This window comes from Sporolactobacillus sp. BBK16-2 (genome assembly GCF_059878335.1).
Map to the genome: position 1 here is coordinate 2,562,414 of NZ_CM187611.1, position 15,161 is coordinate 2,577,574.

The window sequence follows — 15,161 nt, forward strand, 5'->3', positions numbered from 1 at the left end:
GGTGAATGACATGGCGATTATCATTCATTTGGATGTCATGCTGGCAAAAAGGAAAATGAGTGTCACCGAGCTCTCCGAAAAAGTCGGCGTGACCATGGCTAATCTTTCAATATTAAAAAATGGTAAGGCAAAAGCCATTCGTTTTTCAACTTTGGAAGGAATCTGCAAGGCTTTAAACTGTCAGCCCGGAGATATTTTGGAGTACAAAGGTGAGAAATAGTAAGTTCGGCTTAAAAAGTAGATTTGAGATCATGAACTGTCTTTTTTGAAGGCAGCTTTTTCGAATTGATGAATGCTGTATTACATGCCGATTTTCTTTTTGATCTTCTGAACTTCTTTACGGGTTTCCCAATATTCATCATGAACCATTTTAATCTGGTCGGACAAATCCTCACTCATCTCATCAATTCGCCGATTCGTTCTTTTCAGTTCACGTTTAATATCTGTGATGTCTTGTTTCATTTCAACGATATCTTGTTTTATTTCAACAATATCTTGCTTCATCTCAACAATAACTTGTTTCATCTCGTTCATTTCAACGCACATATCTTTGACATTGGCATCAATTTCATTAATTACCTGCAAGATCATTTGCAATTCCTCAGCCATAACTCAACTCCCCCTTTAGCTCCTATCATAACAGCTGTCAAACGGATCCCACAAGAACGTAGTCAGACCTTCTTACAGGATTTTTTTGAAAAACCAGGCATAACCAGATCCTTACTTCCGCAGGATGCGGTGGTTTCGCATTGCATACAGGACGTACTTTCACAGGACGTGATGGCTTTCGCGTTACATACAGGACATATGCGCAGTTAGTGAAAGATCCTTTACATACGAAAATTCCTTTACAGTTAACGAAAGTCTCTTCATCCATCTCACTACTGTTTCATTAAGCATTCTAGTTCTGCATTAAGTAACGAGTAAAATAAGCGGAGATTTTCCGGTTATATGCATCATGGAGCTGGTTTTGCGGGTACATAAGGGGAATTTTTCTGGTTATGCACCGCAAAACCCTCCATTTTCACGTTTTTTTGATTCGATAAGGGGAATTTTTCCATCTATTTAAGCTATTTTTTCGTTCATTTTCTAATTAAGCGAACTTTTTCCGCCTATTTATCCGATTAGGTGCTTACCTGATCGTCAAACCGATAAGTGTGGATTGGGAATCTGCCACGTCTATTTGAAAAACATAGTTATATGCAAAAAAGAGGCACACCGATTGGCATGCCTCAAGAGTCATATCAGCTCAATTTTCTTTTTACCGTTTTAATAAATTTGTTCGTAAACAATGTATAGTTGCATGCTTTTGGGTTTAAATCAGAGTTCATTCGAATAATCCGCGGCTTGGTCTTGTCACTGCTGAGTCCATGTGATTTGGCTACACAGATCCGGCCGTCAACCGAACTAATGGTCATGTAAAACGGATTGTGTTCGCGAACCTTATGAAGATAGTGATCAACCGCCTCATCCACATCCGTTGTCACAAAGTAAATGTGTTCGGTATGACCGAGGTTCCGGTCCGTTTGCAATTCAATAAAATTAAAGCGTGGAATTTCCGTCACTTGCAAGTCGCAACACCTCTCCTCTACCTTATTCTTCAGAAAGAGAAATGATTCCTGCATATGACTTCATAGGCGAAAAATTCCGACCTGCACTGCGAAATACTTCATTTTTTCCTCACCGCTTGCATCAATGCTGACAGATCTGTAAGATTGCATGCCGGAACTGTCAGATGCCTCCGCACAAGACCTTGTATACTAAATGCATCAGGAAAAATAATCAGTGAGGTGCAATCATGATGTTATTACAAGTCAATCACTTACAAAAGATATTCCAAACACGGTTCAGTAAAGAAAAGACCATTGCCTTACAAGACGTAACCTTTAGTGTCGAGGACGGCGAATACATTGCCATTATGGGTGAGAGCGGCTCGGGGAAAACAACGCTTTTGAACACATTAGCTACACTCGATAAACCGACATCAGGCTCCGTTATTCTGAATGGCCAGGATGTAACCAAAATTAAAGAAAACAAGCTGGCAGAATTTCGCCGCGCGCATTTAGGATTCATTTTTCAGGACTTTAACCTGCTTGACACCCTGTCGGTTCGCGACAATATTTTCTTACCACTCGTTCTTGGCCGCCAGAAGGTTCGCGTGATGGAGCAACGTTTAGATAAGCTGGCGCCAAAATTAAATATTGCTGATCTGCTGAACAAACAGCCGTTTGAATTATCCGGTGGTCAGAAACAGCGTGTCGCCATCGCCCGCGCCCTGATCACCGAGCCGGAACTTGTTCTCGCAGATGAACCGACCGCAGCACTTGACTTCAAGAACAGCGAAGGCTTGCTCGCTCTGCTTGAAGAGATCAATGATACCGGACAAACCATTCTGATGGTCACACACTCAGCGATTGCGGCAAGTCATGCAAAACGTGTGTTGTTTATTAAAGACGGTCGCATTTTTCATCAGCTCTACCGCGCAAAACGAGAAGCATCCAAATTCATGCAAGAAATCAGCATGACGATGACCAATCTTCTTGGGACCGAGGTGAGATAAGTTGTTTTACATGAAATTAGCCAGTCGCAATATTCGTCAATCCATGAGCAATTTTCTTCCATTTGGCCTTTCGAGTGTTGTGATGTTTCTCATGAATCTTATGGTCGCGACGATTTTGTTCAGTCCGAGTTTGAAAAAGCTGCCCGGTTGGGGAAATTTTGGAATGTTGCTGGGTTTAGGGTTGATCGTCCTGACCATCTTTGCGACTATCTTTATGATTTACAGTTATCGATTTTTACTTAAAAGACGAACGAAGGAATTTGGCCTTTACAATATTCTTGGTCTGAAAAAGCGGCAGATTGTTCGCATTTCCATTTTGGAGCTGCTGATGATGTTCGTTGCGACTGTGGTTGCCGGAACCATTTTAGGCATTATTCTTGCCAAGTTTCTCTATCTTTTCCTCATTCAACTCGTTGGTGAACATTATTTTGATCTGCAATGGAGTCCGCTTGCGGTTGTAATCGTTACGGTGGCTTTTGCATGTATCTACCTGCTGCTGATGATCATCAGCAGTTTCTCAATCCGTCGACAATCAAGTTTGGAGCTCCTTCACAATGCGAGCAAAGGAGAAAAAGAACCCAAGTCGCGTTGGATTCTAGCGTTACTAGGAATCATTTTCTTAGCGATCGGTTATTACCTTGCCGTAACGGTAACATCTCCACTCGACGCATTAACGAAATTTTTTATCGCCGTGCTGTTTGTCATCTTCGGTACGCTCCTGTTCTACATGAGCTTTACCATCTGGCTGCTCAAACGGCAGAAGAAAAATAAAGATTATTATTATCAGCCCAAACACTTTATTACCGTTTCCAGTATGCTTTACCGCATGAAACAAAATGCAGTTGGACTGGCAAATATAACGATTTTAGTCACGATGACCTTTGTCACCTTAGCAACAACAGTCGGTCTCTACTCCAGTATCAATGGATTTTTAGACGACTATTTTGTTCGCAACACGATCATCAAGGTTAATTCGACACAGCAGCGAAGCACTACATTCATTGATCAGGTGGCGAAAGAAAACGGAGTACGACTGAATAATAAAATTGTCTATGAACTGTCGGAAAGTATGATCGGAGCGATGAACCATGGCAAATTTGAGAACAAGCAAAAGCTTTCAAATCTGACTGCTGTTAACTTCATGACCGCAGACACTTATGAACAACTAACCGGGAACACGGTTCACCTGCTCGGCAATCAAGCAATTGCTTTCCCGGCCGTCGGCAGCTTCAATGAAAATCAGGTGAAGTTCGGTGACCATACGTTTAAAATCAAAGAAAAAATAAGCGAAATCCGTAACTTTCCATCGATCAGCATGACGGCATCAAACTGGTTGATTTTGATTGTAAATTCGAAGGAACAAATTCAACCGGTCTTAGACGCTGCATCCAAGGCAGTGGGCGGTCATTATGCATTAGGCTTTGACACAACCATTAATGCAGACCTGACCGCAAAGGATGCGAAGAAACTCAGACTGGCATTATCTCAATACCTCGCAGATGGAGATAAGCCCATTCAACGGATTGACAAAGAAAAAGAACAGGCGATAAGCGGCACCGAACCTTCTCTACAAAGCTATGAGGACACGCATCAGCAATTTGTCTCTTTTGCCGGCGGGTTCCTGTTCATCGGCCTGATCTTAGGATTCACCTTTATTCTCGGTACCGCATTAATCATTTACTACAAACAAATTTCTGAAGGGGAACAGGATAAACGCAGCTTCGAAATCCTGCAGGAAGTCGGTTTAAGCGGCAAAGAGGTACGGCAAACGATTCGTTCACAAGTGCTGCTCGTCTTTTTCATGCCGATTGGCGTAGCAGTCGTCCACTTCGGCTTTGCCTTCATCATGATTCAGAAACTGATCAGTTTATTTGGTCCGACACGCTTCGGTTTGTTGCTGCTGACAAGCATGGGAACAATTGCCGTCGTTGCAGCCGTCTACTACATCATCTACAAACAAACCAGTCGAGCGTATTATCGAATCGTTGAACGGTAACTGCCAAGGGCATCTCAAACATGAGGTGCCCTTTTCGCATTTGTCCCGCGTCGTGAAAATCAGTAGAATGAAGATAGCCAATCACTACGGGAGAATTTTTAATGACAAAAATATTTATTGTGGAAGATGATACAGCCATTGTGAAGCAATTGAGATCAGCGCTGACTGAGTACACCGTCGTTTCCGTACAGAATTTCCGCTGTGTCACCAAAGAAATTCAAGAAGCAATGCCGGATCTAATCTTAATGGACATCACTCTTCCCTATTTTAACGGTTTTTATTGGACGACCGAAATCCGCAAGGACTCAACAACACCAATCCTCTTTCTCAGTTCAGCTGATGATGAAATGAATCAGGTTATGGCAATGAACATGGGCGCAGACGATTATGTCACAAAGCCGTTTTCAGTAGAGTTATTGAAGGCAAAAATCAATGCCCTGCTGCGCCGAACCTACAATTTTTCTCAAACAAAATTGACCTTCAATGGGTTCATACTGGAAGGAACAGAGTTGAAAAAGGAACAGGACAAAGCAGACCTAACACCAACTGAAGCCAAATTACTTCGCACATTATTCGAACAGCCCAACCAGACCGTTTCCAAAGATGTGCTGCTCGCCAAACTCTGGGAATCCGATGACTACATCGATGCCAATGCTCTGCAAGTCAATATTGCACGTATGCGCAAGAAGCTGAACACGATTGGCTTTGACTACATCGGAACGGTGCGAGGTGTCGGCTATGTATTGGCGTGAGCGAAAGCACTATCTTTTCGCTGTCCTTTTCTTCGTTTTCATCATCAGCCTGACCTTCTATCTTCGTGATTTGCCCATGCACACCTTCTGGTCAAGTCTACTGTTCGGTGCAACCTTCCTCGTCATTTTCGGCAGCTTTGATTATTATCGATTTCAACACCGCCATAAGGAACGCCTCAATCAAGTCGTTCCCCAGGTTGATTTAAAACCAGAGTCTCAAGCTGAAAGAGATTTGCTGCAATTGCTTGATGAGCAAAAGGAATACTACGAAAATAAAATAACTTGGATCAAGCAATTTGATGAGGACTTAACCGACGTGGTGCGCATGTGGAGTCACCAAATGAAGGTACCGCTGTCTGCACTTGATTTGATGGGCCAAACACGCGATTTTACGGTTGAGGAATTAAACGAGCAAACCTTTCAGTTAGAAAACTATCTAGAGATGCTGCTCCATTACCTGCGCTTGAATCATGAACAGACGGATTACCGTTTTACAAACGTGCAACTGAAGCCGCTTGTTCAGGCAGTCGTGCGCAAGTTTGCCCCATTGTTTATTCGAAAGGGGCTGAGCGTCACCGTCGAAGGAGACGCAACCTGGACCACAGACGAAAAGTGGCTTTCCTTTGCTCTCGAACAGATCATCAGTAATAGCGTTAAGTACACCGAAAAAGGCAAAGTCAGCATCCGTATTGCACCGGACTCCATCCAAATCAGCGACACAGGCATCGGCATTTTAGAAGAAGACCTGCCGCGCCTGTTTGAGCACGGCTTCACCGGCTACAACGGTCGCCGTGACAAAAAAGCAACCGGTCTCGGCTTCTTCCTAGCAAAGGAAGTTGCCGATCGGCTCTCTCTGAGTATTGATGTTGTTTCTGAGATTGATAAAGGGACGAGTGTGATGATCAAGAGGGAGAAAGAATGAAGGTGTATGAGTGCCTATTTCGAATTACACTGTCCCGCTATCCTTTATTTGAATGATCATCTGAAATTTTTGCCATTGACAGTTGTGTAAAAAGAGTATAAGGTAAAAACACTTTCAAATTTCGTGAACAAATAAATGCAATGATAGGGAGAGTAGCTTTTATTCAGCCTTTCAGCGAGCTTCGTCCGGTGCAAAGGAAGCAGGCTTAACTAAAAGTGAAAGTAGCCCTTGAGCGGTGAATGCGACATTCGAGGAATGAAGTGTTCAACGGCAGCACCCGTTACAGTGCCAGCGTCTTGCCGAAGCGAATGCTCGGCAGTACGTGGTGAGGCGGCAGCCAGTGATGGCGTCGCATACAAAGGTGGTAACGCGTATCCAACGTCCTTTAAAAGCATGATGATGCTTTTATGGGGCGTTTTTATTTTTTTATATTTTCAAGGAGGAGTTTACACATGAACACAGAGAATCAGCAACCTAAGCTGACATTCATTCATTATCTGACCATCGGATCACTGCTTTTCGGTATGTTTTTTGGTGCCGGCAATTTAATTTTCCCTCTGCACCTCGGACAACTGGCAGGCAGCAATTGGCTTCACGCCGCGATCGGTTTCCTGCTTTCTGGCACACTGCTGCCGCTGCTTTCGATCATCGCCATCAGCATCACCCAAAGTGAAGGTATCTATGATGTTGCGCGACCAATTGGCCGTCATTACGCACTGATCTTTCTCATTTTGGTTCACGCGACACTCGGGCCGATGTTCGCCACGCCGCGTACGGCCACGGTACCGTTTGAACTTGGCTTCGCTCCTTATGTTTCGGCAGATCACAAATGGATCTGGCTGCTCGTCTACTCAGCCATCTTTTTCACACTGACCTATTTCTTATCACGATGTGAGTCGCATATTCTAGCCGTCATCGGTAAACTGCTGAATCCGCTGTTCTTAATCTTGCTATTCATTATTTTCTTTTTCGCTTTTCTCAGACCGATGGGAAATGCCGGACAGGTGGCAATCAGTGGTGACTACGTTCACAATGCGCTGACCAATGGTTTTCTTGAGGGCTATAACACGATGGATGCGCTGGCCGGCCTTGCTTTCGGTGTCACCATCATCACCTCTATTAAGCTGATGGGCGTGCGCAACCCCAAATCCATCGCTGCGGCCACAGCAAAATCCGGAATCATCTGCATCGGTTTTGAAGCACTCATTTATCTTGGCCTGATTGTGATCGGAGCCATGAGTCTGACAAACTTCAAGCTTTCGGAAAACGGCGGAATCGTTTTCGGTCAAATTGCCAATCATTACATGGGCGCAGTAGGCAGCGCTATCTTGGCCACTTTGGCAACGATCACCTGCCTCTCTACCGCGATGAGGCTAGTCACCGCGTTTGCCCAGGATTTCCATAAGCAGTTTCCGCGGATCAGTTATTTAACGTTCCTGCGTTTTACTTGTGCCATTTCGTTCATCATTGCCAATGTCGGCTTAACACAAATTATCTCCTGGTCTCTGCCGATCTTAATGCTCCTGTACCCGCTCGCGATCACGGTGATTCTCTTATCAATCCTTTCACCATTATTCAAGAAATCGCCGATCGTTTACCGAATAACCACGGCCTTCACCTTGATTCCGGCGTTATTTGACACGATCAACGCGCTGCCGCCGATCTTGAGACAGACTGCACCGATTCAATCGCTGATCCACTTTGCAGGCAACTATCTTCCGCTCTTTAATCTCGGCTTTGCTTGGGTCCCCTTTGCCCTTATCGGCTTCATCCTCGGCATTGCCGCGTATGTGTTAGTCCGCCGCACCCCATCGTTGCAGCTGAATCCGGAGATCAACGCAAAACAAAAATAAGTCGATATCATGAAGGGCAGCCGCTGATCAACAGGGCTGCCCTTTTTTTATTTATTGAAAATGCTTATGCGAGCCGTCACAGTTAGGCATTTTCTTTGAATGACCGCAAACACAATCCATTAACCCTTTGCCCATGAGAATTCTCTCCATCGACTTTTCAATCCGTGACACGCGCGTTGCCGATCGCTTCGCTTGCGAAAAATAAAGAAGATAAGCTTTTTGCCGGCCAGGTGTCAACGCTTCAAAGGCTGTTTTCAAATCCGGATCATCTTCAAATTTACTTTGCAGTTCTACAGGAATACCCACTTCCGGACGCTTTTTAACTTTTACGGTTAAACCTGCTTTTTCAACGTTAACCGCTTCATGAAGATAAGCTTTCAAAATTGCTTCCATTTCAACGATTTCCTTAACATGAGTAAACCGAATTTGGCGCGCAGCCTGAACATTCTCTGTTTGCTGTACCAGAATCCCCTGCGCATCCTTCAACAGCGCACCTTTTTGAAACAGCAGCGCGCAATAATCTTTAAACCCGTGAATCAGCACAACATTTTTCCCATCAAACGTGTAGCACGGATGCATCCACTTAAAATCTTCAGTCAACCCGCAATCAAGAACAATTGCTCTGAGCCGCTCATAGCATTCCGTCCACTTGCTCGGTTTTTTTAAAAATTCATCAACCTTAAGGTTTGTTTTGTGATCAGTCATCTGGGAGCACCTTTCTGTTCAAATTTCGGGGAACAAGCTGTCAAAAAAATAACTTTAGGAGTGAGCATATCATAGGTGCGGCCAGATGGGAAACAACTTTGTCTTTTGCTGGTACTATTCATTGGCGTTTCGTGGTAAGAATGATGGCGTTGTTGGTACGGCAGTAGTTATGAAACAAGGTGCTGTAACTCCTGCTAAAGTAATAATCATGTACGTGCTCATCTATATTGCCTTTTTTGAGCTGTTGTTAATAATTCCCTATTATTTTCCCCTATATCAATGTTCATGATCTCCACATCAAAAGCTTTAAAACAAGCAGATCCCCATGATTTGCCCGTGATCGCTTTTAACACCGCATCATCGCAGATCACAATAATTTTTCGATATGTACGGTTTGTTACCTTTTCTAAAAGAAGCATCTTTAGAATGTCAGCTAACATCTTTTTCTTTTGTGGTGGCTTTAATGAACCAATATGTGCATAAACTTCTCCAATAATCCTGTGTTCATCAGAATAAAAATCCGGCCGAATCGTCGCTTCTCCGCATGGAACGACCGGATTGGCTGCAAGGTTTACACCCAATTCATTGCATATGATTTGGAAAATATACTTTTCGATATTTTGTTGTTCAAGTGATGAAGATGCGTGCATTTCGATTAATCTCCCATTCAACTAGAATCATAGGAACTAGACTTGATGCTAACCTCACACAAAATGAACGCTCATATCTAGTCGTTTCTAGGCGTTATAAGTTTCCGTTTCAACGGATTTTAAAGTTTGTCCCTCTTTATTTTTCCATTCAGTTCTGCCGTTTGCATTACGGCCCATGACAACTGCTGCTGCCAATGAAGGGCTAGAAAATATTCGATCCTCAGTAAATCGATAATTTTCATTGATAGCACCTTCGGATATGAGCTTATTACGCAGTTTTTTTAAGGAGGAAGGCATGGAACTTGTTACATGAGTCGCAACCGTCGATCCTTTTGTTACCGCAAACCCATCAGCTACCGGTTTGCCCTTTGCATCTGCACCACGTGCAGCATGAATAAAATAATAGTCATTATTCTCTTGATTATTATGATTGCTAATTGCGGGTTCAAGAACTTTATGCCCCAAAACGCTCATTAGTAATTTTGCATTTTCAATGAACTCCTCCATCTCTGCGCAATCCGATTCCGACAATGAAGATTGTGTTGGGGTATTCGCATTAACCAATTGATATCTATTTGCATCTTTAGCTAAGGAGTATATCCGATTCTCCAGATATTTTATATGAGCTTTATTCAAATTGTTATCTTTGCTAATGAATACGATGCATTCAGTCCAGAACTCTTTACTTAAAAGATGTTGATTCAAACGTTCAAAAACGTTCTCTGCCTCCCCAATGTAAACTTGGTTCGTTCCGTCTTCATCCTTTTTCCCGAATAGAAAATATATGCCTGTGTTTGACAGCTCTTGTCTGTCAGAACTGTTCTTTACTAATGTCCTGGGAATCTTATAAGCCTTGCCCGTCCAGTTGGACAGTTCACATACCCATCGGCCATTCGGATCTCCCTCGATTAGAAAAACGCGAATTGATCTACCAAAATTCATTCAAAATGCTCCTAAACTATTTTAATGAATATTTTCAGTTTCATGTGGTTTTCAGCGGCTATATGCCGCAAAGGCTCTATACTATATACCAAATACTATTAATAACTAAAACCATGCAATAGATCAACATTCTAATAGTTATGATATTTGAGCTTATACCAATTTTTTATTAATTTTGCAAACGATTTGCAGTCACTATTTTTTAATCAAAAGTATGCATATTACTCAAAAATCATTAAGTCTTGTATTCACGCGCCTTTACAAGTGCAGATCTAGCATTATCATTCATGCAGACACCCCAAGGATAAGTACCGTTCTGATAATGATAAACAACCGTAATCGGTTCATGCTGTGGGCTAAAGGCTTGTGCCAAGAAAAAAGTGAAGGCTACCGACGATGAAATAACAAGATGAATTTTTTGAATATCATATTTCTTCACAAGATCACGGAGTTTTTGCATTATAAAATTTCTTGCATATTCAGCGGTAACATAACTGGTTATACAGTCAAAACCCAAATTGCTGCTTTCAAAAAATACTATATGCTTATCTTCTGGATGAAGTACTTTTAGGTTTTGCTTCATGATTTTGAGGGATGTCGAAATCGCAACAATCATTTCGTTGGACTTAATAGACTTATTCGATTCCTCCACATCAATAGTAAGAGTTCCCAATTCATGACTCCATTCCATAAATACAGAATCATTGGTTCTACGTTTATGGAGCAATTTAATATTGCTTTGATCTCCGATTTTAAACCCAAGTCTAAATACCAACGGAGTATGTGCAATTCCATAATAGCAAAGTAATGTCGATTTTCGTTTTTTTAATATATCGACCACTTTGTCATCTTGCACTTCGATGGCAGTTTCTGATGGAATGAAGTTTATAATCTTATCACTCTGATCAAGCCTTATCTCATCAATATGATATTTTTTATGTAAGTCCACTTCAATATCCGCGAGATCTGGTGAAAATGATGTTTGACTCAGCAGAATTAGTCGGGGTTTATATATTAATAAACAAGCATCAATGATAGTTAGTAACAAAAGCAGATATTTCAGGTTATGCGCCAACTGCGTAATTTGTGGATAGATAGAAACCAGCGAATTATACGCTGCTGCAATGTCCCATATTTCAATTTTCTGCAACAATGATGAAAAATCAAAAGCAATTGCATCAATTAACAAAAACAGAAGGAACAATATCCAATATATTTTTCTGGGTAATTTTAATATACTATCTCGAAGTTTGTTCAAAAGCACACCCTCCTGCTGGCTTGTTATCATTAACCATCTTTATAACTTTACCATTTTCAACGTTCCACACTCCAATCTCTTCAGTACCTACAATGATAAAAAATAGCCACCGGGAGTTTTGCTGTCTTTTTGAAATGTGAATCCAATTCCGTATATCAATGTAAGACGGCTGTGGCGATTTTTGATTGTGTGTGTGCCATTCTCCTAAATAGGTTTTTGTATGTCCAGAACGTTCCCATAAATCATTCATTATTTTCTGATGTCCGCACTCAGATCGTTTGAATGAGAAGGCTGAACACTTATCTTTCTCACAAGGTTCTGTTATATCTGTTGCTAATATTTGGTTTTCTGCCGGGTTCAGTTGTCCGGCAATTATCCCTCCACTTTCAATTCTGAAATCATAGGTTTCAATATAGGAATAATACTTCGCCACCACCTCATCACTGATAAGAAAAGCTATTTTTTCACTTTTATAAACAAAATTCATGAGATAGCTCCTTAATCTATTCCTCCACAAGTTTTACAGTGACCATTTTCAAAGTTAAAAAATGAAGTGGCAGTTGATTTACGGTGTGCATCATAATAGGCTGAGACTGAATAACCATGAGATACCAGGTCATCAGATGGTCCCAGCCATGTTTTAAATACATTATGATCGATTTTTTTATTCAGCACGTCTAAAGCCAATCGAGCTGTTAAAAGTGCTGTTTGTTGTGAATCCAGACAGCTATATGGTACAAACGCACTACTACAGCCAGATATATTTTTTTTGAAGTTCTGGTTTGGAGCAACTAAACTTCCTCGGAATGAAACGACCTCGGATGATGTAGCATCTGTGTATAAACACTGCAAGCAAGATTTATGGTCAATATTTACAGCAACAGCATGACCACCAATTCCATAAGGCTCATTGAAGCAACAAATAAATGGTACCTTTAAATTGCGCTCATAAAGTATGCGGTTTATTTCGAGATTAATTGTTGGCTCCCCAAGAGCAGAAATAATCAAATCGTATTCTGTCAGTCTGTCTTCGTTGAGAATAAATGCCTCTACAGTGCGATCCTGATAGTTCAATGCATTAATTTCAACATAGGGATACATTGCTTCCAATCGGGTTTTCATCAAATCTGCTTTGTATCTGGTAGCGTTTCCAGATAACGCATCAAGCCCTAAAAAATGTCGGTGAACATTTTCTGCCATGAAAATATCCTTATCCAAAATATCGACTTTGAGTACACCCAATTGACATATATTATTTGCTAGAAAGCCTCCAACTGAGCCACACCCAAGCAATAAAACACGCTTCGTTTTCAAATAGGAATAACTGCCTCCTCTAAGTGTCAGATATTCATAGTCAACTCGCTTGACATAAAGAGGAGATACTTTAGCCGCAGCAGAGTTTGCAATTTTAAGGTATCTATTATTGTTAAATTCCAATTGGAAGCCGAATAATATATCTCCGATTTCTGACGGATATATGAGAAAGATGTACCTTGTGTATTTTCTAACATTCCTATCAATAAATTTACGAAACAATCTTTTAATTGATGATGATACATTTTTCAATATATAGTTGCGTACCAGATTCCACTTGTATTCTCTATTTAACGGAATCATTTTGCTACCACGGCGCAATTTTATGACAAGACATTCTCTGTCAAAGTCCGTTTCAGCATGAATCATTCGTAGACTGTTGTACGCCATCTCTTCTGCATCAGTTTTTGTTTTTGCTACAACTGGGACACTGCTAGTGAACAGAATCGAATATTTCTCATAGTTAACATTATCAGTAGAAACACAAGAATAGACTTTCTTCTTAGAAATTGAAAACCAATATGCATTAAATTCCCTACAAAACTCGTTGGTGTATTGCTGAGTACCCGGTAAAACATTCAAGATATCCACAGCTTGGTCAAAACAATCTATCAAAATCTGATCTACCAATTCTTGCCGTATTAGCATGGAGCTCATATCAAACAAACATATTTTTCCATCTGGCCCTACATGCACTCGAAATTTATCATTCTGAATTATATAAAATTCTGGCAAGTCTAATGGAAAGCGTTTTGGAAATAAGATTCTAAGTTCTAGAGTTGTTCCATTGCTTAGTGAAACTGATCCCTGAAAGTGAGCCACATATTTATTATTATCAAAAGTAAAGGGGGAGAAATTTACGCTCCGCCACAAATTTAGATACTCGATTAGTTGCAAAAAGTCATCCTTATCCATATCCGTTCCTCACGCAGATTCCGAAGTACCAACCATGCTTTTTTCAACTGTTACAGGAAAATCCTTTCCGAAGAGTTTAACAAGAATTTCACAGGCTTCTGACTTCTTAGTTTTATCTTTTACTTCATCAAGTTTTTCCAGCATTGTTGACGTTTTTTGATAGAATGTTTCCATTTGTTTTTCTGTCATTTTTGAAAAAAGATTGTTTTTTGGCTCAACTGGAAGATCAATTGAAATCTTATGATAGTAACATTCATCCTCTGTATTCCAACAATAGGTAAACTGGTTTTTAATGGCCAATACTAAAGAATAAAGCGCGGAAAAATCATCGTACACATCTTTTCCTGTTGACCAATCATGAGTCTTATTGATATTAAAATTATTATAAGCCAATACAGTCATACCGATGCCTGTTGGCGCTCCATTACCATCGGAAGAAAAACTGTGTGTCTTCCATTTTTTCATATATCGAATCACTCTGCGAAATTGCTTCGCATCGTCACTATCAAACTTATTGCTAATAGTATCAATAAGCCCCTGTGGGTCTGAAATATCCCACATCCTATTTTCTTCACTCGAAAATTCTTTCCCTTTTGCAATATACATTTTTCCATCAGGATTAGAATTCGCATATACTGCAAAATCTATATGATAGAGTGGTTCATCTTCGCTTTGATAAGTAACAGTTACACAAGAACGCCGAATCTCCACGCTGTTTGTATGACCTTCTAGTGCATCTCTTACCCATTTTTTGGGTACAATCGGATCATCGTAATCAGCTTTATCAATATCAAATCGTAATCCTACATCAATGTCATAATCATTACCTTCCGGCAAAATTCCTGTTCCCATCGCATAGCTTCCTTGATTGAGTGTTGTATATGTCGCTGCATCATCAGAAATCTTTTCTTTTAGTTTCTTAAGAAGAATATCTCTTTTTTCACGCAAGTTTTTGTTCGCACCGTCTAGCTTTATGTTGTCATGGAAATCCATAAATTCTTTTTGCAAATTCAACATTCTAACTCCTCCTCATTCTTAAATACAGTATCTTCTGCGCTTTGATAGTAAATCAAGTAATCACTGGATTGAATCTATTATATAGACAGCTTTATAATCTCTTGAAGTAAAATTAGATTAGGCTCAAACAAGTACTTAAATAACCTGCCCGTTAGTTGGATAAGGCCTTAATGTTACCTATATATTTATTTTACCATATAATTCTAAATTTTATAGAAAAATTCACCTCATTCAATTACGAGGTGAGTATAAATAATGCTGTAAATAGTAATGTTTT

General features: G+C 40.7%; 15 protein-coding genes and 1 other annotated feature. Of the genes, 6 read left to right on the top strand and 9 right to left on the bottom strand.

Annotated features, from left to right (window positions below; translation table 11 throughout):
* Positions 1-10 precede the first annotated feature (10 nt).
* A complete protein-coding gene (locus tag AC6F33_RS12685; protein ID WP_500777195.1) occupies positions 11-220 on the top strand; it encodes a helix-turn-helix domain-containing protein in 210 nt (69 codons plus the stop codon).
* 80 nt (positions 221-300) lie between these two features.
* Here AC6F33_RS12685 and AC6F33_RS12690 read toward each other — a convergent pair whose 3' ends face one another.
* Together AC6F33_RS12690 and AC6F33_RS12695 are read right to left on the bottom strand one after the other, a co-directional pair.
* Complete coding sequence (locus tag AC6F33_RS12690) at positions 301-609, bottom strand: hypothetical protein (RefSeq protein ID WP_500777196.1); 309 nt, start codon at positions 607-609, stop codon at positions 301-303.
* A 635-nt stretch (positions 610-1,244) separates the two neighbouring features.
* The gene (locus tag AC6F33_RS12695; RefSeq protein ID WP_500778162.1) at positions 1,245-1,565 is read right to left on the bottom strand and encodes a hypothetical protein; all 321 of its coding nucleotides are present in this window, start codon (positions 1,563-1,565) and stop codon (positions 1,245-1,247) included.
* Between the two features lie 236 nt (positions 1,566-1,801).
* Between AC6F33_RS12695 and AC6F33_RS12700 the strand changes: the two genes are divergently transcribed.
* From AC6F33_RS12700 to brnQ, 5 genes are all read left to right on the top strand, one after another.
* On the top strand, positions 1,802-2,560 hold the full coding sequence (locus AC6F33_RS12700) for an ABC transporter ATP-binding protein (protein WP_500778163.1): 759 nt from the start codon (positions 1,802-1,804) through the stop codon (positions 2,558-2,560).
* Between the two features lie 10 nt (positions 2,561-2,570).
* Entirely contained in the window at positions 2,571-4,556 is a 1,986-nt protein-coding gene (locus AC6F33_RS12705; RefSeq protein ID WP_500777197.1) for an FtsX-like permease family protein, read from the top strand.
* Between the two features lie 101 nt (positions 4,557-4,657).
* Complete coding sequence (locus tag AC6F33_RS12710; RefSeq protein ID WP_500777198.1) at positions 4,658-5,308, top strand: response regulator transcription factor; 651 nt, start codon at positions 4,658-4,660, stop codon at positions 5,306-5,308.
* On the top strand, positions 5,295-6,230 hold the full coding sequence (locus tag AC6F33_RS12715) for a sensor histidine kinase (protein WP_500777199.1): 936 nt from the start codon (positions 5,295-5,297) through the stop codon (positions 6,228-6,230). The genes AC6F33_RS12710 and AC6F33_RS12715 overlap by 14 nt, the downstream gene beginning before the upstream one ends.
* Positions 6,231-6,361: 131 nt before the next feature.
* Positions 6,362-6,619, top strand: a binding site (T-box leader).
* Between the two features lie 63 nt (positions 6,620-6,682).
* Complete coding sequence (brnQ, locus tag AC6F33_RS12720) at positions 6,683-8,083, top strand: branched-chain amino acid transport system II carrier protein (RefSeq protein WP_500777200.1); 1,401 nt, start codon at positions 6,683-6,685, stop codon at positions 8,081-8,083.
* A gap of 51 nt (positions 8,084-8,134) precedes the next feature.
* Here the strand turns inward: brnQ and AC6F33_RS12725 are convergent, their stop codons facing one another.
* The 7 genes from AC6F33_RS12725 to AC6F33_RS12755 all read right to left on the bottom strand — a co-directional run bounded on the left by AC6F33_RS12725 (position 8,135) and on the right by AC6F33_RS12755 (position 14,884).
* Positions 8,135-8,788, bottom strand: a complete 654-nt coding sequence (locus tag AC6F33_RS12725; protein WP_500777201.1) for a DUF1801 domain-containing protein — start codon at positions 8,786-8,788, stop codon at positions 8,135-8,137.
* A 218-nt stretch (positions 8,789-9,006) separates the two neighbouring features.
* Positions 9,007-9,438 carry a hypothetical protein gene (locus tag AC6F33_RS12730; RefSeq protein ID WP_500777202.1) on the bottom strand — a complete coding sequence of 144 codons (432 nt, stop codon included), beginning with the start codon at positions 9,436-9,438 and terminating at the stop codon, positions 9,007-9,009.
* An 87-nt stretch (positions 9,439-9,525) separates the two neighbouring features.
* The gene (locus AC6F33_RS12735) at positions 9,526-10,380 is read right to left on the bottom strand and encodes a GIY-YIG nuclease family protein (protein WP_500777203.1); all 855 of its coding nucleotides are present in this window, start codon (positions 10,378-10,380) and stop codon (positions 9,526-9,528) included.
* Between the two features lie 235 nt (positions 10,381-10,615).
* Positions 10,616-11,638 carry an SAVED domain-containing protein gene (locus tag AC6F33_RS12740; RefSeq protein ID WP_500777204.1) on the bottom strand — a complete coding sequence of 341 codons (1,023 nt, stop codon included), beginning with the start codon at positions 11,636-11,638 and terminating at the stop codon, positions 10,616-10,618.
* The gene (locus tag AC6F33_RS12745) at positions 11,619-12,125 is read right to left on the bottom strand and encodes a Mov34/MPN/PAD-1 family protein (RefSeq protein ID WP_500777205.1); all 507 of its coding nucleotides are present in this window, start codon (positions 12,123-12,125) and stop codon (positions 11,619-11,621) included. Before AC6F33_RS12745 ends, AC6F33_RS12740 begins: the two co-directional genes overlap by 20 nt.
* An 11-nt stretch (positions 12,126-12,136) precedes the next feature.
* Positions 12,137-13,867, bottom strand: coding sequence for a ThiF family adenylyltransferase (locus AC6F33_RS12750; RefSeq protein ID WP_500777206.1), 1,731 nt, complete (start codon positions 13,865-13,867; stop codon positions 12,137-12,139).
* A gap of 9 nt (positions 13,868-13,876) precedes the next feature.
* A complete protein-coding gene (locus tag AC6F33_RS12755) occupies positions 13,877-14,884 on the bottom strand; it encodes a nucleotidyltransferase domain-containing protein (protein ID WP_500777207.1) in 1,008 nt (335 codons plus the stop codon).
* Between the last annotated feature and the right edge of the window lie 277 nt (positions 14,885-15,161).